Origin of the sequence: Yonghaparkia sp. Root332 (assembly GCF_001425665.1) — a bacterium.
Lineage (GTDB): Bacteria > Actinomycetota > Actinomycetes > Actinomycetales > Microbacteriaceae > Microcella.
The window spans coordinates 1,575,063-1,596,741 of the sequence record NZ_LMCX01000001.1; the positions used below are offsets into that span (position 1 = coordinate 1,575,063).

The 21,679-nt window shown below is 71.7% G+C and carries 25 protein-coding genes and 1 pseudogene; 23 read left to right on the forward strand and 3 right to left on the reverse strand.

Translation table 11 applies throughout. From position 1 onward, the window contains the following. Positions 1-2 precede the first annotated feature (2 nt). Genes ASC54_RS07580 through dapF form a run of 4 tightly spaced genes read left to right on the forward strand, consistent with a single transcriptional unit; the run spans position 3 to position 4,231 of the window. Complete coding sequence (locus tag ASC54_RS07580) at positions 3-758, forward strand: regulatory protein RecX (protein ID WP_055897767.1); 756 nt, start codon at positions 3-5, stop codon at positions 756-758. A gap of 25 nt (positions 759-783) precedes the next feature. Next, a complete protein-coding gene (gene miaB / locus ASC54_RS07585) occupies positions 784-2,388 on the forward strand; it encodes a tRNA (N6-isopentenyl adenosine(37)-C2)-methylthiotransferase MiaB (protein ID WP_055897770.1) in 1,605 nt (534 codons plus the stop codon). After that, positions 2,385-3,332, forward strand: coding sequence for a tRNA (adenosine(37)-N6)-dimethylallyltransferase MiaA (gene miaA, locus ASC54_RS07590; RefSeq protein WP_200932282.1), 948 nt, complete (start codon positions 2,385-2,387; stop codon positions 3,330-3,332). The genes miaB and miaA overlap by 4 nt, the downstream gene beginning before the upstream one ends. A gap of 20 nt (positions 3,333-3,352) precedes the next feature. Continuing rightward, positions 3,353-4,231, forward strand: a complete 879-nt coding sequence (gene dapF / locus ASC54_RS07595) for a diaminopimelate epimerase (RefSeq protein WP_055855644.1) — start codon at positions 3,353-3,355, stop codon at positions 4,229-4,231. A gap of 16 nt (positions 4,232-4,247) precedes the next feature. Here the strand turns inward: dapF and ASC54_RS07600 are convergent, their stop codons facing one another. Then, the gene (locus tag ASC54_RS07600; RefSeq protein ID WP_055855641.1) at positions 4,248-4,910 is read right to left on the reverse strand and encodes a class I SAM-dependent methyltransferase; all 663 of its coding nucleotides are present in this window, start codon (positions 4,908-4,910) and stop codon (positions 4,248-4,250) included. 41 nt (positions 4,911-4,951) lie between these two features. Between ASC54_RS07600 and hflX the strand changes: the two genes are divergently transcribed. Beyond that, complete coding sequence (hflX, locus tag ASC54_RS07605; protein WP_055898139.1) at positions 4,952-6,508, forward strand: GTPase HflX; 1,557 nt, start codon at positions 4,952-4,954, stop codon at positions 6,506-6,508. 18 nt (positions 6,509-6,526) lie between these two features. Here the strand turns inward: hflX and lexA are convergent, their stop codons facing one another. Continuing rightward, positions 6,527-7,216 carry a transcriptional repressor LexA gene (gene lexA / locus ASC54_RS07610; RefSeq protein WP_055897771.1) on the reverse strand — a complete coding sequence of 230 codons (690 nt, stop codon included), beginning with the start codon at positions 7,214-7,216 and terminating at the stop codon, positions 6,527-6,529. 293 nt (positions 7,217-7,509) lie between these two features. Between lexA and ASC54_RS07615 the strand changes: the two genes are divergently transcribed. The 6 genes from ASC54_RS07615 (at position 7,510) to ASC54_RS07640 (ending at position 11,884) form a co-directional block, all read left to right on the forward strand. Beyond that, the gene (locus ASC54_RS07615) at positions 7,510-7,851 is read left to right on the forward strand and encodes a LysM peptidoglycan-binding domain-containing protein (RefSeq protein WP_055855636.1); all 342 of its coding nucleotides are present in this window, start codon (positions 7,510-7,512) and stop codon (positions 7,849-7,851) included. 81 nt (positions 7,852-7,932) lie between these two features. Then, positions 7,933-9,009, forward strand: a complete 1,077-nt coding sequence (locus tag ASC54_RS07620; protein WP_055855631.1) for a histidinol-phosphate transaminase — start codon at positions 7,933-7,935, stop codon at positions 9,007-9,009. Next, complete coding sequence (gene hisB / locus ASC54_RS07625) at positions 9,006-9,611, forward strand: imidazoleglycerol-phosphate dehydratase HisB (protein ID WP_055855628.1); 606 nt, start codon at positions 9,006-9,008, stop codon at positions 9,609-9,611. Before ASC54_RS07620 ends, hisB begins: the two co-directional genes overlap by 4 nt. A 2-nt stretch (positions 9,612-9,613) precedes the next feature. Then, positions 9,614-10,252, forward strand: a complete 639-nt coding sequence (hisH, locus tag ASC54_RS07630) for an imidazole glycerol phosphate synthase subunit HisH (protein ID WP_055855625.1) — start codon at positions 9,614-9,616, stop codon at positions 10,250-10,252. A gap of 99 nt (positions 10,253-10,351) precedes the next feature. Beyond that, entirely contained in the window at positions 10,352-11,101 is a 750-nt protein-coding gene (priA, locus tag ASC54_RS07635) for a bifunctional 1-(5-phosphoribosyl)-5-((5-phosphoribosylamino)methylideneamino)imidazole-4-carboxamide isomerase/phosphoribosylanthranilate isomerase PriA (protein WP_055897774.1), read from the forward strand. An 18-nt stretch (positions 11,102-11,119) separates the two neighbouring features. After that, positions 11,120-11,884 (forward strand): SseB family protein, encoded by a 765-nt coding sequence (locus ASC54_RS07640; protein WP_055897777.1) that lies wholly within the window; start codon positions 11,120-11,122, stop codon positions 11,882-11,884. A gap of 4 nt (positions 11,885-11,888) precedes the next feature. On the opposite strand, the gene ASC54_RS07645 is transcribed toward ASC54_RS07640, so the two are convergent. After that, positions 11,889-12,245, reverse strand: a complete 357-nt coding sequence (locus tag ASC54_RS07645) for a DUF1844 domain-containing protein (protein WP_055855614.1) — start codon at positions 12,243-12,245, stop codon at positions 11,889-11,891. Between the two features lie 186 nt (positions 12,246-12,431). Here ASC54_RS07645 and infC point away from each other — a divergent pair, with 186 nt between their 5' ends. From infC to ASC54_RS07700, 12 genes and pseudogenes are all read left to right on the forward strand, one after another. After that, positions 12,432-13,484, forward strand: coding sequence for a translation initiation factor IF-3 (gene infC, locus ASC54_RS07650; RefSeq protein WP_369813320.1), 1,053 nt, complete (start codon positions 12,432-12,434; stop codon positions 13,482-13,484). A gap of 26 nt (positions 13,485-13,510) precedes the next feature. After that, positions 13,511-13,708, forward strand: coding sequence for a 50S ribosomal protein L35 (gene rpmI / locus ASC54_RS07655; protein WP_055855611.1), 198 nt, complete (start codon positions 13,511-13,513; stop codon positions 13,706-13,708). A 30-nt stretch (positions 13,709-13,738) separates the two neighbouring features. Continuing rightward, positions 13,739-14,125, forward strand: coding sequence for a 50S ribosomal protein L20 (gene rplT, locus ASC54_RS07660; protein ID WP_055855609.1), 387 nt, complete (start codon positions 13,739-13,741; stop codon positions 14,123-14,125). 136 nt (positions 14,126-14,261) lie between these two features. Next, on the forward strand, positions 14,262-15,092 hold the full coding sequence (locus ASC54_RS07665) for an RNA methyltransferase (protein ID WP_055897780.1): 831 nt from the start codon (positions 14,262-14,264) through the stop codon (positions 15,090-15,092). 16 nt (positions 15,093-15,108) lie between these two features. Further along, complete coding sequence (locus tag ASC54_RS07670) at positions 15,109-15,780, forward strand: response regulator transcription factor (protein ID WP_055897782.1); 672 nt, start codon at positions 15,109-15,111, stop codon at positions 15,778-15,780. A gap of 2 nt (positions 15,781-15,782) precedes the next feature. After that, positions 15,783-17,159, forward strand: coding sequence for a HAMP domain-containing sensor histidine kinase (locus ASC54_RS12825; RefSeq protein WP_055897785.1), 1,377 nt, complete (start codon positions 15,783-15,785; stop codon positions 17,157-17,159). After that, positions 17,156-17,689, forward strand: a pseudogene (locus ASC54_RS13220) (TAXI family TRAP transporter solute-binding subunit); the annotation flags it as partial. The gene ASC54_RS12825 and the pseudogene ASC54_RS13220, both read left to right, overlap by 4 nt. 106 nt (positions 17,690-17,795) lie before the next feature. Continuing rightward, the gene (locus tag ASC54_RS13225; RefSeq protein ID WP_255357376.1) at positions 17,796-18,113 is read left to right on the forward strand and encodes a TAXI family TRAP transporter solute-binding subunit; all 318 of its coding nucleotides are present in this window, start codon (positions 17,796-17,798) and stop codon (positions 18,111-18,113) included. A gap of 200 nt (positions 18,114-18,313) precedes the next feature. Further along, positions 18,314-19,063: an amino acid ABC transporter ATP-binding protein gene (locus tag ASC54_RS07685; RefSeq protein ID WP_055855593.1), complete on the forward strand. Its 750-nt coding sequence runs from the start codon at positions 18,314-18,316 to the stop codon at positions 19,061-19,063. Between the two features lie 62 nt (positions 19,064-19,125). Beyond that, complete coding sequence (locus ASC54_RS07690; protein WP_055897788.1) at positions 19,126-20,058, forward strand: glutamate ABC transporter substrate-binding protein; 933 nt, start codon at positions 19,126-19,128, stop codon at positions 20,056-20,058. A gap of 81 nt (positions 20,059-20,139) precedes the next feature. Continuing rightward, positions 20,140-20,787 (forward strand): amino acid ABC transporter permease, encoded by a 648-nt coding sequence (locus ASC54_RS07695; protein ID WP_082514920.1) that lies wholly within the window; start codon positions 20,140-20,142, stop codon positions 20,785-20,787. Further along, positions 20,784-21,659 carry an amino acid ABC transporter permease gene (locus ASC54_RS07700; RefSeq protein ID WP_082514921.1) on the forward strand — a complete coding sequence of 292 codons (876 nt, stop codon included), beginning with the start codon at positions 20,784-20,786 and terminating at the stop codon, positions 21,657-21,659. Before ASC54_RS07695 ends, ASC54_RS07700 begins: the two co-directional genes overlap by 4 nt. The last annotated feature ends 20 nt before the right edge of the window (positions 21,660-21,679 follow it).

Sequence of the window (21,679 nt, forward strand, 5' to 3'; positions counted from 1 at the left end):
TCGTGCCCTCGACTCCCTCCGGCTCCGGGCAGGAGGCGACCGACAACGTCGCCTTCCTGCCCGGGGTCAGGGAGGCCGACGAGAAGCGGGCCGAGAACGTCAGTCTGCACGCTCTCGGCCGACGAGGCATGTCGCGGGCCGAGGTCGTCGACCTCCTCGCCCGCCGCGAGATCGACCCGATCGTCGTCCAGGCGGAGGTTCAGCGACTTGAGGGCGTCGGGCTCATCGACGACGCCGCTCTCGCTGCGACGCTCGTCGACCGGCTCGTGGACCGGAAGAAGTTCGGGCCGACGGCCCTGCGCGCCGAGCTCGTGCGGCGTCGCATCGATCCACAGGCGATCGAGTCGGCTCTCGCGCTGCAGGAGCCCGACGATGAGGGCGCGCTCATCGCGACGCTCGTCGAGGAACGCATGCGTCGCATCGGCGCGCTCGATCGGGAGACCGCCGAGCGGCGACTGCTGTCCTATCTCGCCCGCAAGGGTCATGGCGGTTCCGCGGCGCGCGAGGCCGTGAGATCCGCGCTCGACGAGGCGGGTCTCGAGCGCGCTCCTCGCTCGAGCGGGTTCGGCTCGCGCGGCGGCAGCGGGTTCGGCTCGCGCGGCGGCGGCAGCGGGGGATTCGGTTCGCGGAGCGGGAACAGCGGGTTCAGCTCGCGTGGCTCCAGCTCCAGCTCCAGCTCCAGCTCCAGCTCCAGCTCCAGCGCCGGCACGGGCCGCTCCTCCGCGAGCGACGGCCCCCGTCGCGTCGAGTTCGAGTGAGCCCCCGCCGTACACTCGAGACACCATGAGCACGACCCTCCCGCGCCCCGACCTCGGCACCGTCAGCGGTGACGACAGCGGCCGCGTCCGCACCTACGAGGTGCGCACGTACGGCTGCCAGATGAACGTCCACGACTCGGAGAGGCTCAGCGGGTCGCTCGAGGCGGCCGGCTACCGGCGGGCCGAGACGGGCGGCCCCGCCGACGTCGTCGTGATCAACACCTGCGCGGTGCGCGAGAACGCCGACAACAAGCTCTACGGCAATCTCGGCCACCTCGCGAGCGTCAAGCGCGAGCGCGGCGGCGACATGCAGATCGCCGTCGGGGGCTGCCTCGCCCAGAAGGACAGGGCCGTCATCCTCGAGAAGGCCCCGTACGTCGACGTCGTCTTCGGCACGCACAACATGGGGTCGCTCCCCGCCCTGCTCGAGCGGGCCCGTCACAACGGCGAGGCGCAGCTCGAGATCCTCGAATCGCTCGAGGTCTTCCCCTCCACGCTTCCGACCCGCCGCGAATCCAGTCACAGCGGCTGGGTGAGCATCTCCGTCGGCTGCAACAACACGTGCACCTTCTGCATCGTCCCGAGCCTCCGCGGCAAGGAGAAGGACCGCCGGCCCGGCGACATCCTCGCCGAGATCCAGGCGCTCGTCGATGACGGTGCGATCGAGGTCACGCTCCTGGGCCAGAACGTGAACTCCTACGGTGTCGAGTTCGGCGATCGCCTCGCGTTCGGCAAGCTCCTGCGCGCGGCCGGCGGGATCCCGGGCCTCGAGCGCATCCGCTTCACGAGCCCCCACCCCGCCGCCTTCACCGACGACGTCATCGACGCGATGGCGGAGACCCCGGCCGTCATGCCGCAGCTGCACATGCCGCTGCAGTCCGGGTCCGATCGCGTTCTCAAGGCGATGCGGCGCTCCTACCGCAGCGAGAAGTTCCTGGGGATCCTCGATCGCGTGCGCGCGCGCATCCCGAACGCCGCGATCAGCACCGACATCATCGTCGGCTTCCCCGGCGAGACCGAGGAGGACTTCGCCGACACCCTCCGGGTCGTTGAGCGGGCCCGCTTCGCGAGCGCCTTCACCTTCCAGTACTCCATCCGCGAGGGCACGCCCGCCGCGACGATGCCCGACCAGGTCCCCAAGGCGGTCGTCCAGGAGCGCTACGAGCGGCTCGTCGCCCTCCAGGAGCGCATCAGCCTCGAGGAGAACCATCGCCAGATCGGCCGCGAGGTGCAGGTGCTCGTGTCCGCGGGGGAGGGCCGGAAGGACTCGACGACCGAGCGGCTCTCCGGTCGCGCGGAGGACAGCAGGCTCGTCCACGTGGCACTCCCCCTCGGCAGCGACCGGCCGCGGCCCGGTGACATCGTCACCGCGACCATCACCCACGCCGCGCCCTTCCACCTCATCGCTGACGAGACCGAGCCGCTGCGCATCCGCCGCACCCGCGCCGGCGACGCGTGGGACCACCAGCAGGCCGAGAGCTGCGGCGTCCCCGCGAGCGGTCCCGCCACCGGCGCCCCCGGCACCACCGCCGGCGCTGCGCCGCGGGTCGCGCTCGGTCTGCCCGTCCTCCGGGTCGCGACGAGCCCGATCTACGACTCCGGCGACGGAGAGCGCGGCTCCCTGCTGTGATCGTCGCGGTCGTCGGCGCGACCGGCACCGGCAAGAGCGAGCTCGGCCTCGCCCTCGCTGAGCGGCTCGCCGCGCGCGGCGTGCGCGCCGAGATCGTCAACGGGGATGCGATGCAGCTCTACCGCGGGATGGACATCGGCACGGCGAAGCTCCTCCCTCCCGAGCGCCGCGGCATCCCGCACCATCTGCTCGACGTGCTCGACGTGACTGACGAGGCCTCCGTCGCGCGCTACCAGCGGGATGCCCGCCTCGTGATCGAGGGCATCCTCGCCCGCGGCGCCGTGCCCCTGCTCGTCGGCGGCTCGATGCTCTACGTCGCCGCCGTCCTCACCGACTTCCGGTTCCCCGGCACCGACGCGGAGATCCGCGGCAGGTGGGAGGCCCTCCACGTCGAGCGCGGTACGACCGAGCTCCACCTCGAGCTCGCGCGCCGCGACCCCGCCGCCGCCGCCGCGATCGGCCCGCACAACGCGCGTCGCATCATCCGCGCGCTCGAGGTCATCGAGCTCACCGGAGAGCCGTTCAGCGTCGGCCTCGCCGCGCGCGACAGCCCGTGGCGACCGTACCGGCAGCTCGGCCTGCAGCTCGAGCGGGCGGCGCTCACCCCGCGCCTGGACGAGCGGGTCGAGCGCATGTGGCGACTCGGGCTGATCGACGAGGTCCGCGAGCTCCGCGATCGCGGGCTCGAGCGCGGCGCCACCGCGAGCCGCGCGATCGGCTACGCGCAGGCGCTCGCCCAGCTGCGGGGCGACTGCGACGAGTCCGCGGCGATCGCCGAGACGGCGGCACTCACGCGGCGCTACGCGCGACGCCAGGTGAGCTGGTTCCGCCGCGACGGGACGATCGAGTGGCTCGACGCGCTCGACCCGGAGCTCGCGCAGCGCGCCGAGGAGCACGTGCTCGCCGCCCTCGTGGCCGGCGACGGGGCCGAGGGCGCGCCCTGACCGCGCCGTAGACTCGGGGAATGGCCGCGAGCATCCGATTCACGAAGGGGCACGGCACGGGCAACGACTTCGTGCTCTACTCCGACCCCGAGGGTGAGCACGGGCTGAGCGCCGCCCAGCTCGCCGCGATCGCCGACCGGCGCTTCGGCGTCGGAGCAGACGGGGTCATCCGAGCCGTGCGCTCCGCCCATCTGACCGATGGCGCCGTCGCTCTCGCGGAGGACCCGGACGCCGAGTGGTTCATGGACTACGTCAACAGCGACGGCAGCGTCAGCGAGATGTGCGGCAACGGCATCCGCGTCTTCGTGAGGTATCTGCTCGAGACCGGGCTCGCCGAGCTCGAGCCCGGGCAGTCGATCGCGATCGGCACCCGTGCCGGCGTTCGCGATGTGCAGCGGCTCTCCGACGGATTCGCGGTCGACCTCGGTCGCTGGCGCCTCGACGGAGGCGAGCCGCTGGTCCGCGCCCGTGAACTCCCGGTCGCGCGCCCCGGCCTCGGCATCAACGTGGGCAACCCGCACGTGGTGGTCGCCGTCGCGAGCGACGACGAGCTCGCCGCGATCGATCTGACCCGCGCCCCCGAGCTCGAGCCCGCGCCGCCCGCCGGGGCCAATGTCGAGTTCGTCGTCCCGCGCGACCCGCTGGTCGTGGACGGCATCGGGCGCATCCGGATGCGCGTGCACGAGCGGGGGAGCGGCGAGACTCTCTCGTGCGGCACCGGCGCGGTCGCCGCCGCGCTCGCGGTGCGCCACTGGGCGGGGCCGCACGCGCCGAGCGAGTGGCGCGTCGAGGTTCCCGGCGGCGCACTGGGCGTGCGGATGTTCGCGGCGGAGGACGGCGAGCACGTCGCCCTGAGCGGCCCCGCCGAGCTGGTCTTCGAGGGCGAGCTGCGCGTCTGACAGGCGCGGGGCCCGGTCAGGCGACCGGCGCCTCCGGCGTACCGACCACGGGGATCGCGCCGGTCGTCGCGCCCTTCCTGCGCACCCGCAGCACGCGGAAGCCCTTGCTCGTCGCGGCGCGCTGAACGCGCAGCATCTCGCCGTGCTCGGCCTCGATCCAGCGCTGCAGCGAGTCCGAGCCGAGGTTGCGCGCCACCACGAGCCACGCGTCGGACGCGGCTGCGATGCGCGGAAGCCAGATGCTGAGCATGCTGTGGAGCTCGTTCTTGCCGACGCGGATCGGCGGGTTCGACCAGATCGTGCGGAACGTCAGCTCGGCGGGAACATCCTCCGGCCGGACGGCGTTGACGTTCGTGAGGCCGAGGCTCTCGGCGTTGCGCCGCGTGAGGTCCAGCGCGCGCTCGTTCACGTCGACCGCCCACACGGTCGCGCGCGGCGACTCGAGGGCGAGCGACAGGGCGATGGGCCCCCAGCCGCACCCGAGGTCGAGGAGGTTGCCTCCCGGCGGAGGGGGAGGGACCGACCCGAGCAGCACGCGCGTCCCGATGTCGAGCCCGCCGGGGCTGAAGACTCCTCCGGCCGTCTGCACCTCGAGGGCCCGGCCCGCGAGCGTCACCGGAAGCGCCTTGACGACCATCTCACTACTCGGCTGCGCGCTGAAGTAGTGGTCGGAGGGCATGGGCAGAATCTACCGAATAGCAAGAGAGTATGGTGAAGCGGATGAGCGACCAGACCACCGCCCCCGGCGCTGACGAGCCCCGCGAGGTCCCGATCGGCGATGACGCCGAGGAGGATGCTGTGGCCCGCGTCCTCGCGCACGCCGACTCCCGCGCGCGCTCCGTCTCCCTCCACGGCGGCCGTGCGTCCGCCCTGCAGGACGACGACTCCTACCTCAGCGATCGCGACGGCGACCAGTTCGATCGCGAGGACCGCGCCGCGCTGCGCCGCGTCCGGGGCCTCTCGACCGAGCTCGACGACGTCACCGAGGTCGAGTACCGGCAGCTGCGACTCGAGAACGTCGTGCTCATCGGCGTGTACTCCGGCGGCTCGATCGCCGACGCCGAGAACTCGCTGCGCGAGCTCGCGGCCCTCGCCGAGACCGCGGGCGCCGTCGTGCTCGACGGCCTCCTGCAGCGTCGCCCGCATCCCGACCCCAGCACGTACCTCGGCAAGGGCAAGGCGGCCGAGCTCGCGCTCATCGTCGCGGAGCTCGGCGCCGACACCGTCATCGCCGACACCGAGCTCGCGCCGAGCCAGCGCCGCGCTCTGGAGGACGTCGTGAAGGTCAAGGTCATCGACCGCACGGCCGTCATCCTCGATATCTTCAGCCAGCACGCCAAGAGCCGGGAGGGCAAGGCGCAGGTCGAGCTCGCGCAGCTCGAGTACCTCCTGCCGCGCCTGCGCGGCTGGGGCGAGTCGATGTCGCGCCAGGCCGGTGGCCAGGTCGGCTCGGCGGGCGCCGGAATGGGCAGCCGCGGCCCGGGTGAGACGAAGATGGAGCTCGACCGCCGCCGCATCCACACCCGCATGGCGAAGCTGCGTAAGCAGATCAAGGGCTTCGCGCCCGCTCGTGCCGCCAAGCGCGCCAACCGCGACCGCTACACGGTGCCGAGCGTCGCGATCGCCGGTTACACCAACGCCGGCAAGTCGAGCCTGCTGAACCGCATCACGCGCGCGGGCGTCCTGGTGGAGAACGCCCTGTTCGCGACGCTCGACGCGACCGTGCGCAAGTCGTCGACGCCCGACGGCCGCCCGTTCACGCTCGCTGACACCGTCGGGTTCGTGCGCAACCTGCCGCACCAGCTCGTCGAGGCGTTCCGCTCGACGCTGGAGGAGATCGCCGAGTCGGACGTGATCGTGCACGTCGTCGACGGCGCCCACCCCGACCCTGCTGCGCAGATCGCGACGGTGCGCAACGTCATCGGCGAGGTCGAGGCGCGCCATCTGCCCGAGATCATCGCCTTCAACAAGGCCGATCTGCTCGACGACGACGCGCGGCTGGTGCTGCGCGGTCTCGAGCCGACGGCCGTGTTCGTGTCGGCGAAGACGGGGGAGGGCATCGACGAGCTGCGCGCGCGCATCGCCGAGCTGCTGCCGAACCCCGAGGTCGAGCTGGAGCTGCTGATCCCGTTCGAGCGCGGCGAGCTCGTCGCGCTGCTGCACGAGCGCGGGCGCGTGATCTCGACCGACTACGACGAGCGCGGCACGCGGGTGCACGCGTTCCTCGACCCGCAGTTCACGGGGCCGTTCGAGCCGTTCGTCGTCGTCGGCGCCTGAGCGCGGCGGCGCGGTCGATCAGACCGAGCGCAGCACCGCCACGACCTTGCCGAGGATCGTCGCGTAGTCGCCGACGATCGGCTCGAAGGCCGAGTTGCGCGGCAGCAGCCAGGTGTGGCCGTCGCGCTGCTTGAACACCTTGACGGTCGCCTCGTCGTCGAGCATCGCGGCGACGATCTCGCCGTTCTCCGCGGTGCTCTGCTGGCGGACGACGACCCAGTCGCCGTCGCAGATGGCGGCGTCGATCATCGACTCGCCGACGACCTTGAGCATGAAGAGCTCGCCCTTGCCGACGAGCTGGCGGGGGAGGGGGAAGACCTCCTCGACCTGCTGGTCGGCGGTGATCGGGATTCCCGCGGCGATCCGCCCGACGAGCGGCACCATCGCCGCGTCGCCCACGGCGGGCCCTGCGGGCGCGTCCGATGAGGGGGATGCCGTGCTCTCGAGATCGATGAGGACCTCCAGCGCGCGCGGCCGGTTCGGGTCGCGGCGCAGGTAGCCGCTCAGCTCGAGCTGACCCAGCTGGTGCGACACGCTCGACATCGACGACAGACCCACGGCGTCGCCGATCTCGCGCATCGACGGCGGGTATCCGCGGTTCGCGACGGAGGCCTGGATGACCCCGAGGATGGCGCGCTGCTTGTCGCTCAGCGTCGTGCGGCGACGCGTGGAGGGCGCGGACGCCCCGTCGGCGAGTTCGTCGGCCATGGAGGGCTCCGTTCCGAAGCGGTCGAGGAGGAATGTCGGTGGTCGCTGATGGAGTGACCGGTGAGTCTTCGAAACTCTATCCGCCCGGGGCGCCGCGTTCAAACACCCGTTCGAACGTGTCGCGCTCCATTCGGAGGAAAAGCGGGTCGAAGTCTTGAATCTCTGTTCGATCGAATGTATGTTCGGAACACAGGTTCGCAGAGCCCCTCCCGGCCGAGGGGCGCTGCATCCCCGGCGGTCCCCGCCGTCGGGGGCCTGTCGACATCCTCACCATGAGGGCCCAGGAGGACACCATGACCGCCATCGCACTCGCCGAGCTCGCAGCCCCCCGCACGCGCCTCCGCATCACGCGCCGCGGTCGCATCGTCCTCGCCGGCATCGTCGCCGCCCCGCTCGTCGTCGGCATCTTCGCCACGGCGCTCGGCGGGGCGGCGGCGACCGCCACCTCCACGAACGCCGCACCGGCGAGCATCACGGTCGAGGCGGGGCAGTCGCTCTGGCAGATCGCCGCGCTCGTCGCCCCCGAGGCGAACCCGGCCGACGTCGTCGCCGACATCATCGCGGTCAACGATCTCGCCGGCGGCTCGGTGCAGCCGGGCCAGTCGCTCGTGCTCCCCGCAGCCTACGCCGACTGAGCCGGGTCGGCGCGAGGCCCGCCAGGCAGACGGGGCCGAGCGCGACGCGACGGCTGATTCCGACCGCCTAGCATTGACGGAGTGACGTCCCTCGCCGACCTCCCCATCCGCGACGACCTGCGCGGTCTGACGCCCTACGGCGCCCCGCAGAAGCCCGTCCGCATCGCTCTCAACGTCAACGAGAACACCCACCCGGTTCCCCCGGAGGTCGTCGCGCACGTGACGGCGGCGGTCGAGCGCGAGATGCGCAGCATCAACCGCTACCCCGACCGAGAGTTCACCCTCCTCCGAGAGCACCTCGCGGGCTACCTCGGCGGCGGCATCGCCCCCGAGCAGATCTGGGCGGCGAACGGCTCCAACGAGGTCATCCAGCACATCCTGCAGGCGTTCGGCGGCCCCGGGCGGCGCGTGCTCGGCTTCCCGCCGACGTACTCGATGCACGCGATCATCGCCGCCGGCACAGGCACGCAGTGGGTCGAGGGCGCGCGGGATGACGACTACCGACTGAGCCCCGCGACCGCGGCCGCCGCCGTCGAGCGCACCGACCCCGACCTGGTGTTCCTGTGCGCGCCCAACAACCCGACCGGCACCCCGATCGGCCTCGACACGATCGCCGCCGTCTACGAGGCGAGCCGCGGCATCGTCATGGTCGACGAGGCGTACGCCGAGTTCATGCCGGAGGGGGAGGCCTCGGCCCTGAGTCTTCTCGAGGGGCGTCCGCGCCTGGTCGTCTCGCGCACGATGAGCAAGGCCTTCGCCTTCGCCGGCGGCCGGCTCGGCTACCTCGCCGCCGACCCCGCCGTGATCGACGCTCTGCGGCTCGTGCGTCTGCCGTACCACCTCTCCGCTCTCACGCAGGCGGCGGCCGTCGCCGCGCTCGAGCACGCCCCGGCGATGCTCGCGACGGTCGGGGCGATCCGCGAGCAGCGCGACCGCCTCGTCGTCGAGCTCGCCCGGCTCGGCTACGCGCCGCACGAGAGTTGGGCGAACTTCGTCCTGTTCGGCGGCGTGACCGATCCGCATGCGACCTTCGAGCGCCTGCTCGAGCACGACATCCTCATCCGCGACCTCGGGATCCCGCACCACCTCCGCGTGACCGCGGGCACCGAGGCCGAGACGACGGAGTTCCTCGAGGTGCTCGGTAGGATCGAGCGGTGACCTCACCCCGCACCGCCGACCTCCGCCGCGAGACGAGCGAGTCGAGCATCCGCCTCTCGATCGATCTGGACGGCAGCGGCCAGTCGTCGATCTCGACGACGGTGCCGTTCTTCGACCACATGCTGACGGCGTTCGCGAAGCACGCGCTCGTCGACCTGACCGTCGAGGCCCACGGCGACACCGCGATCGACGTGCACCACACGGTGGAGGACACGGGCATCGTGCTCGGCCAGGCGATCCGCAGCGCGCTCGGAGACAAGTCCGGCATCGCGCGCTTCGGCGATGCTCTCGTGCCGCTCGACGACGCGCTCGCGCAGGCCGTCGTCGACGTCTCCGGCCGCCCCTACCTCGTGCACTCCGGCGAGCCCGCCGGCTTCGAGCTGCACCTCATCGGCGGCCACTTCACCGGGTCGATGGTGCGCCACGTCTTCGAGGCCATCACGATGCACGCCGGGCTGACCGTCCATCTCACGGTGCTCGCCGGTCGAGACCCGCACCACATCGCCGAGGCCGAGTTCAAGGCCTTCGCCCGCGCGTTCCGCCAGGCCGTGCAGCTCGACGCGCGCGTGCAGGGCGTGCCGTCGACCAAGGGCGCGCTCTGACCGTGAGCGAGCGCCCCAGCGTCGTCGTCCTCGACTACGGCTCCGGAAACATCCACTCGGCGGCGAAGGCGCTCGAGGCCGCCGGCGCGCGCGTCGAGGTCTCGGCCGACCGCGCGCGCGTCCGCGAGGCCGACGGTCTGCTCGTGCCCGGCGTCGGGGCGTTCGGTGCGGTCATGACGGCCCTCCGCGCGGTCGGCGGCGACGAGATGATCGACCGCCGCCTCGCCGGGGGTCGACCCGTCCTGGGCATCTGCGTCGGCATGCAGGTGCTCTTCGAGCGCGGCGACGAGCGCGGCGTCGTGAGCGAGGGCCTCGGTCAGTGGCCCGGCACCGTCTCCGAGCTCGACGCGCCCGTGCTGCCCCACATGGGCTGGAACACGGTCGACGCCCCGGCCGACTCCCGGCTGTTCGCGAGCCTGCACGACGAGCGGTTCTACTTCGTGCACTCCTACGCCGCCCGTGACTGGACGCTCGAGATCACGAACCCGAAGATCCCCGCCCCGGCGGTCACCTGGGCGGATCACGGCGGTCGCTTCGTCGCCGCGGTCGAGAACGGTCCGCTGAGCGCGACGCAGTTCCACCCCGAGAAATCGGGGGAGGCCGGTCTCCGACTCCTCGGGAACTGGCTGAGCACTCTCTGAGCACGGGGGTCCGCGCGAAGGGGAGTACGATTCTGTGCTTGTGCCCGGGCCGACCCCGATGCCCCCCATCGCCGCACACGCACCCACAGAAAGACTGTCATGAGCGAGTTCTCTCGAATCCCCGCCCTCACCCTGCTCCCGGCGGTGGACGTCGCGAGCGGCAAGGCCGTGCGCCTGACCCAGGGCGAGGCCGGTACCGAGACGAGCTACGGCGACCCCGTGGACGCCGCCCTCGAGTGGGCGAATGACGGCGCCGAATGGATCCACCTCGTCGACCTCGACGCCGCCTTCGGACGCGGCAACAACCGCAAGATGATCCAGAAGGTCGTCAAGGCCGTCCCGCGCCACGTCAACATCGAGCTCTCGGGCGGCATCCGCGACGACAAGAGCCTCGAGGCCGCGCTCGCGACGGGCGCCAAGCGCATCAACCTCGGCACCGCCGCCCTCGAGAACCCCGAGTGGGCCGCTCACGTCATCGCCGAGTACGGCGAAGCGATCGCGGTCGGTCTCGACGTCCGCGGCTCCACGCTCGCCGCCCGCGGCTGGACGGAGGAGGGCGGCGACCTCTGGCACGTCCTCGAGCGCCTCGAGGAGGCCGGCTGCGCCCGCTACGTGGTCACCGACGTCACGAAGGACGGCACCCTCAACGGCCCCAACCTCGAGCTGCTGCGCGACGTCATGGAGCGCACCCACCGCCCCGTCATCGCCTCCGGCGGCGTCTCGAGCCTCGATGACATCGCCGCGCTCCGCGAGCTCGTGCCGCTCGGCCTCGAGGGCGCGATCGTCGGCAAGGCCCTCTACGCGGGCGCGTTCACGCTGCCCGAAGCCCTCGACGTCGCCGGCAACTGACGCTGGCTCCGGCCGCGCATGCCGTCGACCGACTCCGCCGGCCAGCCCTGGGCCGGCCGCAGCTTCGCCCCGAACCCCGGCGCCGGTGACGATGGCTCGGCGCCCGCGGCGTTCGTCGAGGGGATGCGCGCCTTCCGCGCCGGCGAGCTGACCGCGAGCGGCCTCGTCTCCGCGATCGCCGACTGCCGCTTCCTCATCCCGCTCGTCGCCGTCGCCGGCGAGGAGGGCGAGAACGAGCACGGCGTCCGCGTCGACAAGACGCAGGAGCTCTCGATCATCACCGTCGCCGGCCCCGACGGGCGGCCGATCCTGCCCGTGTTCTCCTCGGTCGCGGCCATGACGAACTGGCGGCCGGATGCTCGTCCGGTGCCCGCGAGCGCGCAGCGGGTCGCTCTCGCCGCCGCGAGCGAGCAGACCGACCGCGTCGTGATCGACGCCCGCGGCGACGAGCTCGTGCTGCCGCGGCCCGCGGTCTGGGCGATCGCGCGCGGCACCGCGTGGGTGCCCGCGATCGACGACCCCGAGGTGGTCGAGGCGATCGCGCGCCCCGCCGAGGAGCACCCCGAGATCGTGGCCGTGGCGCCCGTGCGCGGCGACCCCGAGCTGCGCGGAAGCGGGCCGGAGGTCGTCGTGCGCCTCGCCGTCGCGTCGGGGGTCGGGGCCGACCGCCTGCGGGAGGTCATCGGCGCGATGAGCGCGCGGTGGGCATCCGACCCGATCGTGGCGGAGCGCGTCGACGCGCTCTCCGTCCAGCCGGTGATGCTGCCGGCAGACGGCGACTAGAGGGCTACGAGACCGGGCCGGTCCACTTCTCGCCCGGGCCCTGGCCCGGCGCGTCGGGGAACGGGGATGCCTCGCGGAAGGCGAGCTGCACCGAGCGGAGCCCGTCGCGCAGCACGCGCGCGTGGTGGTCGCCGAGCTCGGGCGCCGAGGCGGTGATGAGACCCGCGAGCGCGGTGATGAGCTTGCGCGCCTCGGCGAGGTCGATCTCGTCCTCGCCCTGCTCGGAGAGCCCGCACTTCACGGCGGCGGCGCTCAGCAGGTGGACGGCGACGGTGTTGATGATCTCGACGGCGGGCACATCGGCGATGTCGCGCGAGGCGTCGGTGTCGGCATCGGGCGCGTCGTTCAGGGGCTCGGACATGAGGCCTTCCGGGTGGAGGAGGGGCCGCGACTTCTCGCAGCGGCGCAGTACTGCTATGGTTATGCGGGCTCCGGGGCCAGATCCCCGGTACGAAAGTGGAGGACTCCTCCCACCCGCTCTTGACCGCATCACTAGGTTACCGGGTCAGATCACCCCGCTCGTCGGCAGCAGCGCCGTGCGAGGGCCGTGGGTGAGCATGGCGTTGCGCCGTGCGGAGTCGCTCTCTCTCGACATCATCACGACATTCCCGTCACGACAGAGGAGACTCGCATCAGCGAACCGAGAACGAACGACCGCATCCGCGTCCCCGAGGTCCGACTCGTCGGTCCCGGAGGCGAGCAGGTCGGCGTCGTCAAGATCGAGGTGGCCCTGCGCCTGGCGCAGGAGGCCGACCTCGACCTCGTCGAGGTCGCCCCGAACTCGAAGCCCCCCGTGGTCAAGATCATGGACTACGGCAAGTTCAAGTACGAGGCGGCGCAGAAGGCCAAGGAGGCCCGACGCAATCAGGCGAACACCATCCTCAAGGAGGTGCGCTTCCGCCTGAAGATCGACAAGCACGACTACGAGACCAAGCGCAAGCGCGCCGAGAGCTTCCTGCAGGCCGGCGACAAGGTGAAGGCCATGATCCTGTTCCGCGGCCGCGAGCAGTCGCGCCCCGAGCAGGGCGTGCGTCTGCTGCAGCGCTTCGCGGAGGACGTCGCCGAGTTCGGCTCCGTCGAGTCGACGCCGACGATCGACGGCCGCAACATGGTCATGATCATCGGCCCGCTCAAGAACAAGGCCGACGCGAAGGCAGAGCAGAACGCCGCTCGCGCCCAGTCGAAGGCCGAGCGCAAGAGCGCCGAGGCCTCCGCGAAGGGCACGGATGCCGCGGCGGTTCCCGCCGCGGAGAAGCCGGCAGACTCGACGCCCGCCGCCGAGAAGCCGACCCCCGAGCGGGATGCGGCCGAGGCCGAGCTCGCGAAGGTCGCGCCCGCGAAGGCGGCGAAGACGGAGCCCGTGGCGACCGAGCCGGCGGCCGAGGAGCCCGCTGCGGCGGAGACGGAGCCGACTAAGGCCGAGCCGGCCAAGACCGCGAAGCCCGCGGCGAAGCCGGCGACGTCGAAGCCCTCGACCCGGACGGGCACGGCGAAGACGAGCACGGTCAAGCCCGCGGCGGTCAAGCCCACTCCGGCCAACGCCCCCAAGCCGTCGGGCAAGCCCGCGGCCCCCACGACGCCCGCCCCTGCGGCGGACTAGTTCCAGCCCACGAAAGAGAGAAACGAATGCCTAAGCAGAAGACCCACTCGGGAGCGAAGAAGCGCTTCAAGCTGACCGGCTCCGGCAAGGTCATGAAGCAGGGCGCGGGTATGCGTCACAACCTGGAGAAGAAGTCGAGCGAGCTCACTCGCCGCCTCAACCAGGAGCAGGTGCTGGCTCCGGCCGACGCCAAGGTCATCAAGAAGCTCATCGGCAAGAAGTAGCCGGCACGGAAAGACTGAAGGACACCGAAAATGGCAAGAGTCAAGCGGGCCGTCAACGCCCACAAGAAGCGTCGCGTCATCCTCGAGCGCGCCGAGGGCTACCGCGGCCAGCGGTCGCGTCTCTACCGCAAGGCCAAGGAGCAGGTCACCCACTCCCTCGTCTACGCGTACCGTGACCGTCGCGCCAAGAAGGGCGAGTTCCGCCGCCTCTGGATCCAGCGCATCAACGCGGCCGCCCGTGCGAACGGCATGACCTACAACCGCCTCATCCAGGGCCTCGGCCTCGCGGGCGTCGAGGTCGACCGTCGCATGCTCGCCGAGCTCGCGGTCAACGAGCCCGCCGCGTTCACCGCGCTCGTGAAGGTCGCCAAGGAGGCCCTCCCGGCCGACACCTCGGCGCCGAAGACCGCCGCGTAACGCAGCACTCCTCGCACGAAGGCGCGCTCCCGATCGGGGGCGCGCCTTCGTCGTTCCCGGCGGCGCCGGCGCGGGATCGGGCGCGCGTCGGCGCGGGGCCGCTGATCGTCTCCCTGCCGTCCGTATCATGACGGCCATGATCGACAACCCGCGCTCGCCGCGCGTGCGGGCGGCCGCGAAGCTCGCGAAGCGCTCTCAGCGCGCCGAGACCGGGCTGTTCCTCGTCGAGGGTCCGCAGGCGGTCGACGAGGCGGTGCGCACACGCCCCGAGCTCATCCGCGAGATCTTCGTGACCCCCGCCGCCGACGACCGCCATCATGCGCTCCTCGGTACCGCTCGCGCCGCGGGCATCCGCGTAGAGCAGGTGAGCGAACCCGTGCTCGCGGTGATCGCCGACACCGTCACCCCGCAGGGCATGGTCGCCGTCTGCGCCCTCTTCCCGACCGCCCTCGACGACGTGATCGCGCGCGGGCCGCGCCTCGTGGCCGTGCTGGAGGAGGTGCGGGATCCGGGCAACGCGGGAACGATCATCCGCGTCGCCGATGCCGCGGGCGCCGACGCCGTGATCCTCACGGGCTCGAGCGTCGACCCCTTCAACCCCAAGGCCGTCCGCGCGACGACCGGCTCGATCTTCCACATCCCCGTCGTCGTGGGGGTCTCGCTCGAGTCGGCGCTCGACCGACTGCGCGCGAGCGGCATCCGCGTGCTCGCCGCCGACGTGTCGGGGGAAGACCTGCTGGGCGTCCGCGCGGCGGGCGAGCTCGACGGCCCGACGGCGTGGCTCTTCGGCAACGAGGCCCGCGGGCTCACGGTCGAGCAGCTCGGGATGGCCGACCGCGCCGTCGTCGTGCCGATCTACGGCGCCGCCGAGTCCCTCAACCTCGCGACGGCCGCGGCCGTCTGCCTGTACGAGAGCGCCTTCGCGCAGCGGTCGCACGACGCTCACCGTCGTACGGCGGCCGAGTGACCGACCGGGCGCGGCCGTGACGGTGCTGATCGTCGAGGACGACGATCGACTGATGGATGCCCTCCGCGCGTTCCTGCGCAAAGCCGGCTACGACACGGTGAGCGCCGCCGATGGCGCGCAGGCCCTCGAGGCTCTGAGCTCCGACACCGAGGTCGTCCTCCTGGATCTCGGCCTGCCCGACGCCGACGGCATCGAGCTGTGCCGGAGGATCCGGGAGCGCTCGGGCGTGCCGATCATCATCGCCACGGCGCGCAGCCACGTCCAGGAGCGGATCCGCGGTCTTCGCGCCGGAGCGGACGACTTCCTGGTCAAGCCGTACAACGTGCTGGAGATGGTCGCGCGGATCGAGGCGGTCACCCGGCGCGCGCGGGCGCTCGTGGCTGAGCCGACGCCCGAGCAGGTGATCGATGTCTCAGGAGTCCGCATCGACCTGTCGGGGCGCCAGGTGCTCGTCGCCGGCACGGCCGTCGACCTCACGCGGACGGAGTTCGACATCATCGCAGCGCTCGCGCGCTACCCCGGGGTCGTGGTGCCGCGAGAGCGCATCATCCGCGAGGTCTGGCAGACCGACTGGCACGCGTTCAGCCGCTCGCTCGAGGTGCACGTCGGGTCGATCCGGCGCAAGATCGGGCGCGGCGATCTGATCGAGACCGTCCGAGGCGTCGGCTACCGATTCGCGGGGCGGTAGCCGTGCGCAGGCGGCTCATCGTCGTGTTCCTCGTCCCGCTCGTGGGTGTCCTGCTCGTGCTCGGCGGGGCCTACGCATGGAGCGCCGCCCGCAGCATCCAGCAGGAGCAGATCTCGCAGCTGCTGGGCGACGTGGCCTACTTCGTGACGAGCGCGCGCCAGGCGCTCCGGTCCGGCAGCCCCGAGCTCGTGGCGAGCGAGGCGGGCCGCTACTACGAGCTCTACGGCACGCGCGTGCTCGTCATCGACCGGTCGGGAGCGCCGTGGGTCGACGGCGGCGGCGACCCGGGCGTGCTCGACGAGGCGACGACCGCGCAGATCCAGCTCGCCCTCGCGGGCCGTCGCGGCGAGGTGCCCGAGCCGGCGCCTCCGTGGGCCCTGAGCGACCTGATCATGGTCGAGCCCGTGATCGACAACGGCGAGGCCATCGGAGCGGTCGTCGTGACCGCCAGCGGAGACATCGCCCGAGAGACGATCCTGCGGCAGTGGGGGCTCCTGCTCGGCGGCGCCATCCTCGCCACCTCCGTCGGCATCTACGTGGTGTTCCGGCTCGCCAACTGGGTGCTCCGACCCATCCGCCGAGTCGACCGGGCGATGGAGGCGATCGAGCGCGGCGACGTGGAGGCGCGCATCGCCGACGAGACGGGCCCGCCGGAGCTGCGCAGCATGATCCTCGTCTTCAACCGCATGGCGGAGGAGATCGAGCGCGTGATGTCGCGCCAGCAGGAGTTCGCGCTCAACGCCTCGCACGAGCTGCGGAACCCGCTCAACGCGCTCCTCGTGCGCGTGGAGTACCTCGCGACCGGGCTCGGCGACGAGTGGGGTCGCGACATCGAGGAGACGCGCGAGGAGGGGCGACGCATGACGCGCATCCTCGACACGCTCCTCAGCCTCGCCAGGAGCAGCGAGCGCGGCGCCGCTGCCGGCGTCGTGGACGTCGCGGAGGTCGGGAGGGCGCGGGTCGAGGCCTGGCGGCAGGCGGCCTCGCAGTCGGGCGTCGACCTCCTCGCGGACGGCGACGCACCGGTTCTCACGGTGACCGACCGGACGATCCTGGAGAGCGCGCTGGATGCGGTGATCGACAACGCGGTGAAGTTCTCCCCGTCCGGCACGCGGGTCGTGGTCTCGGTGACCGACTCCGTCGAGGGTGCCGAGATCGTGGTGCGCGACCACGGCCCCGGCGTCCAGGAGGACGAGCTCGCGCACCTGACCGAGCGCTTCTGGCGGAGCCCGCGCAACCGGAGCACGCCCGGCTCGGGCCTGGGGCTCGCGATCGCGACCGATCTGCTGCACTCGATCGGCGGCCGGCTCCGCGTGGAGTCGCCCGAGGACGGAGGGCTCGCGGTGCATCTGCGGCTCGGCAGGGGGGAGTCGTCGTGAGGGCACGAGCGCGGCGGAGCCTCCTGATCGCCCTCGGCGGGGTTCTCGCACTGGCGGCGCTGGGAGGATGCGGACCCGCGCCTGCGCCCGATCGCTTCTCCATCGCGGGCGGCGGCGTGACGGGGGTGTACTACTCCTTCGGGGGCCAGCTCGCGGAGGTGCTGTCGAGCAGGCTCGGGTCGGAGGTCTCGGTCGACGAGACGAACGGCTCGGTCGACAACCTCCTGCGCGTGGCCGAGGGGCGCGCCCTGTTCGGGTTCGCGCAGAGCGACGCCGCCGCCGATGCGGTCGCCGGCGTCGGGGCGTTCCCCGAGCCGCTCGACGTGCAGGCCGTGGCGCGGCTCTACGACGAGTACGTGCACGTCGTGGTGCGCTCCGACTCCGACATCCGGCGGATCGCCGACCTCGCCGGGCGCGGCGTCTCCCTCGGCGCGCCCAGCTCCGGGGTGAACATCGTCGCGACGAGGGTGCTGGACGCCGAGGGCGTCGCGCCGAGCGACGTCGAGGACGAGGCCCTCGGACTGGCGGAGTCGATCGACGCGTTCCGCGCCGGCGAGATCGAGGGGTTCTTCTGGGTGGGGGGGTCTTCCGACCCCGGGACTGGCCGAGCTGTTCACCGACGCACCCGCGCGCCTCCTGCCGATCGAGCCGGCCACGGTCGACCGCGTGAACGCCCGGCACGGCGGCGCGTACCGTCTCGCCGAGTTCCCCATCGGCGCCTACGGCCGGACCCAGGCCACGGAGACGATGACGGTGCCCAACTACCTGATGGTCGCCGAGCGGGCCCCCGACGAGCTCGTCCGCGATGTGCTCGCCGTGCTGTTCGAATCGCGCTCGACGATCGCGGAGGAGGTGCCGGCCGCGGCTCTGCTCGACCGGCGGCAGGCCATCTTCACCGACCCCGTCGACCTGCACCCGGGGGCCGTCGCCTACTACAGCCAGTCGAGGCGCTGAGCCGCGCGTCCGGCCGCGACCGGACGCTCAAGAAACGCTCAAGGCCCGTGACGGTCGGAGGTCGGCGACCTACCGTGAACCCGTGCCACCGATGCCGATGCGCTCATTCCTCGTCGTGACCGATCCCTGTCGCCTCCGCGGCGCCGGTCTCTCGCGGCGGTCCGGATGCTCGACATCGACCATCGGCCGAACTGGAAGGGATGGCGCTCGTGTCTGAACCGCTCGTCGCGATCGAACGCATCAACAAGTCGTTCGGCGAGGTGCACGTCCTGAAGGACATCTCCACGACCGTTCAGAGGGGCGAGGTCGTCGTCGTCATCGGGCCCTCGGGCTCGGGCAAGTCGACCTTCTGCCGCGCGATCAACCGCCTCGAGACGATCGACAGCGGTCAGATCCGCATCGACGGCACGCCGCTGCCGGAGGAGGGCACCGCGCTCGCCGCGCTCCGGGCCGACGTCGGCATGGTCTTCCAGTCGTTCAACCTCTTCGCCCACAAGACCGTTCTCGAGAACGTGACGCTCGCCCCGATGCGCGTGCGCGGCACCTCGAAGGCCGAGGCCGAGAAGCGCGCGATGGAGCTCCTCGACCGCGTGGGCGTCGCCAACCAGGCCCAGAAGATGCCCGCGCAGCTCTCCGGCGGCCAGCAGCAGCGCGTCGCGATCGCCCGCGCCCTCGCGATGGACCCGAAGCTCATGCTCCTCGACGAGCCGACGAGCGCGCTCGACCCCGAGATGATCAACGAGGTCCTCGACGTCATGGTCCAGCTCGCGAAGGACGGCATGACGATGATCGTCGTCACGCACGAGATGGGCTTCGCCCGTCGCGCGGCCGATCGCGTCCTGTTCATGGCCGACGGCCGCATTCTCGAGGATGCCCCGCCCGCGTCGTTCTTCGACGACCCGAAGACCGACCGCGCGAAGGACTTCCTCTCCAAGATCCTCAGTCACTGAGGTCTCGTTCCACCAGCCCATCCGAAATGCATCACTCGATCCGACACCAAGGGGTACAGCACATGCGCATCACACGGAAGAGCACGATCCTCAGCGCGGCGGGCGCCGCGCTGCTCCTCGGCCTCACGGCCTGCGGTCCGGCCGGCAGCGCCGGCCCCGGCGGCGTGGAGGAGCCCGACGAGAGCGGCGAGGCGGCGACCGGCAACGGCCCGTACAGCCTCGAGATCGCCGAGAATCCGGAGTTCGAGGCGGGCACGACGATGGCCGAGCTCGCCGAGGCCGGCTCGATCACCATCGGCACGAAGTTCGACCAGCCGCTGTTCGGTCTCCAGGGCCCGGACGGCTCGCCCGTCGGTTTCGACGTGGCCATCGGCGCCCTCGTCGCCGCCGAGCTGGGCATCCCGTTCGAGGACATCGAGTGGATCGAGGCTCAGTCGTCCGTCCGCGAGTCGTTCCTCGAGTCCGACCAGGTCGACATGGTCGTCGCGACCTACACGATCAACGACGCCCGCAAGGAGCGCATCGACTTCGCGGGCCCGTACTTCATCGCCGGTCAGGACATCCTCGTCGCCGCGGGCAACCCCGAGGGCATCGAGGGCCCTGAGGACCTCGAGGGTCTCCCGGTCTGCTCGGCGGAGGGCTCGACGCCCGCCGCGACCATCTCCGAGCAGTACGGCGCCGAGCTGCTCGCCGCGGGCGGCTACAGCGACTGCCTCGACCCGCTGCGCAACGGCCAGGTCGTCGCGGTCACGACCGACAACGTGATCCTCTCGGGCTTCGTCGACCAGAACCCCGGCGAGTTCGAGCTGCTCGGCGAGACCTTCACCGAGGAGCCCTACGGCATCGGCGTGCCGCTCGGAGACGACGCGTTCCGCACCTTCATCAACGACGTCCTCGAGGAGGCCTTCGAGGACGGCACGTGGGCTCGCCTGTTCGAGGAGACCGCCGGCACCGTCATCGACGTCCCCGAGCCGCCGTCGGTCGACCGCTACTAGTCGATCACCGCAGCACCCGAGTGCGGGGCGGCTCAGGCCGCCCCGCACCATCCCCCCTCACTCTGACCACTGGAGGCCCGCGTGCAGTTCCTCATCGAGAGCGGCGACGTGCTGCTCGAGGGCTTCCTCGCCACGCTCCGCATGCTCGCGCTCACGGTGCTCTTCGCCCTGCCGCTCGGCGTCGTGCTCGCGGGCATGCGCATCTCGCCCGTGCCGAGCCTGCGCTGGGTCGCGACCGGATTCACCGAGCTGCTGCGGAACACGCCCCTCACGCTCGTGTTCTTCCTGCTCGTGTTCGTGATCCCTCGGCTAGGGCCGATCATCCCATTTCCCGTGAGCGCGATCATCGCGCTCACGCTCTACACGGCCCCGTTCTACGCGGAGGCGATCCGCTCCGGCGTCAACTCGGTGCCGGTCGGCCAGGCCGAGGCCGCACGTTCCGTGGGTCTCACCTTCAGCCAGACGGCCGTGCACGTGATCATCCCGCAAGCGGTGCGGTCGGTCATCCCGCCGCTCATCAACGTCACGATCGCCCTCACGAAAAACACCTCCGTGGCCGGCGGGTTCTTCGTCTTCGAGCTCTTCGCCTCCAGCAAGCGGCTCGCCAACAGCTACGCGGACGAGACGATCGCGATCTTCCTCGCCATCGCCGCGTGCTATCTGCTCGTCACGATCCCGCTCGGACGCATCGCCGACCGGCTCGAGAAGAAGGTCGCGGTGATGCGATGACCTCCGTCCTCTACGACGTGCCGGGCCCCAGGGCCCGCCGCCGCTCGCTCATCGCGTCGATCCTCACGGGAGTCGGTCTGGCTGCCGGTCTCGCGTGGGTCATCGCGACCCTCGCCGGGGAGGGTCTCTTCGACTACGAGCGCTGGGACATCTTCCAGGACCCGCTGGTCTGGGAGGGCCTCCTCGTCCGCGGCCTCCTCACGACGCTGCAGGTGGCGGCCCTCGCGAGCGTGCTCGCCATCCTGGTCGGAAGCGTGTTCGCGGTGCTGCGGCTGTCGTCCCTCGCGCTCGTCCGCATCCCCGTGACGATCGTGCTCGAGTTCTTCCGCGGCATGCCCGTGCTGCTCATGATGTTCTTCATCCTGATCCTGTTCGCGACGAGCCAGTACTGGGCCGTCGTGCTCGGCCTCGCCCTCTACAACGGGGCGATCATCGGCGAGGCGCTCCGCTCGGGCATCGTCGCGCTGCCGAAGGGTCAGCGCGAGGCCGGTCTCGCGCTCGGGCTCACGCCGCTCAAGGCCCGACTGCTCATCGAGTTCCCGCAGGCGTTCCGCGCCATGGCGCCGATCGTCGTCGCGCAGCTCGTCGTGCTGCTGAAGGACAGCTCGCTCGGCTACATCGTCGGCCTCCAGGAGCTCGTGCGCGAGCAGCGGCTGCAGGCGGAGTTCTTCGGGTTCTCCCAGTACGGCTTCTCGTTCTTCGTCATCACGCTCGGGCTGTTCCTGACGGTGAACCTGACGCTGTCGTGGTTCGCCCGACGCCTGGCGGCGCGCACGCCCGGCGGACGGGCATCCCGCCGGGCCGCTCGACGGGCGATCGGCGAGAGCGCCGACACCACGGTCATCCGCACGGCGGGCGACGGGCGCGCATAGGGTCGACGCGGCCCGCGGCT

Coding starts and splice junctions, on each gene's coding strand:
- ASC54_RS07615 (WP_055855636.1), top strand. CDS start 7,510: ATGACCGCCATCGCACTCGCCGAGCTCGCAGCCCCCCGCACGCGCCTC.
- miaB (WP_055897770.1), top strand. CDS start 784: ATGAGCACGACCCTCCCGCGCCCCGACCTCGGCACCGTCAGCGGTGAC.
- rplT (WP_055855609.1), top strand. CDS start 13,739: ATGGCAAGAGTCAAGCGGGCCGTCAACGCCCACAAGAAGCGTCGCGTC.
- ASC54_RS07665 (WP_055897780.1), top strand. CDS start 14,262: ATGATCGACAACCCGCGCTCGCCGCGCGTGCGGGCGGCCGCGAAGCTC.
- ASC54_RS07690 (WP_055897788.1), top strand. CDS start 19,126: ATGCGCATCACACGGAAGAGCACGATCCTCAGCGCGGCGGGCGCCGCG.
- ASC54_RS07600 (WP_055855641.1), bottom strand. CDS start 4,910: ATGCCCTCCGACCACTACTTCAGCGCGCAGCCGAGTAGTGAGATGGTC.
- rpmI (WP_055855611.1), top strand. CDS start 13,511: ATGCCTAAGCAGAAGACCCACTCGGGAGCGAAGAAGCGCTTCAAGCTG.
- dapF (WP_055855644.1), top strand. CDS start 3,353: ATGGCCGCGAGCATCCGATTCACGAAGGGGCACGGCACGGGCAACGAC.
- hflX (WP_055898139.1), top strand. CDS start 4,952: ATGAGCGACCAGACCACCGCCCCCGGCGCTGACGAGCCCCGCGAGGTC.
- ASC54_RS07645 (WP_055855614.1), bottom strand. CDS start 12,245: ATGTCCGAGCCCCTGAACGACGCGCCCGATGCCGACACCGACGCCTCG.
- lexA (WP_055897771.1), bottom strand. CDS start 7,216: ATGGCCGACGAACTCGCCGACGGGGCGTCCGCGCCCTCCACGCGTCGC.
- ASC54_RS07700 (WP_082514921.1), top strand. CDS start 20,784: ATGACCTCCGTCCTCTACGACGTGCCGGGCCCCAGGGCCCGCCGCCGC.
- ASC54_RS07685 (WP_055855593.1), top strand. CDS start 18,314: ATGGCGCTCGTGTCTGAACCGCTCGTCGCGATCGAACGCATCAACAAG.
- priA (WP_055897774.1), top strand. CDS start 10,352: ATGAGCGAGTTCTCTCGAATCCCCGCCCTCACCCTGCTCCCGGCGGTG.
- ASC54_RS07640 (WP_055897777.1), top strand. CDS start 11,120: ATGCCGTCGACCGACTCCGCCGGCCAGCCCTGGGCCGGCCGCAGCTTC.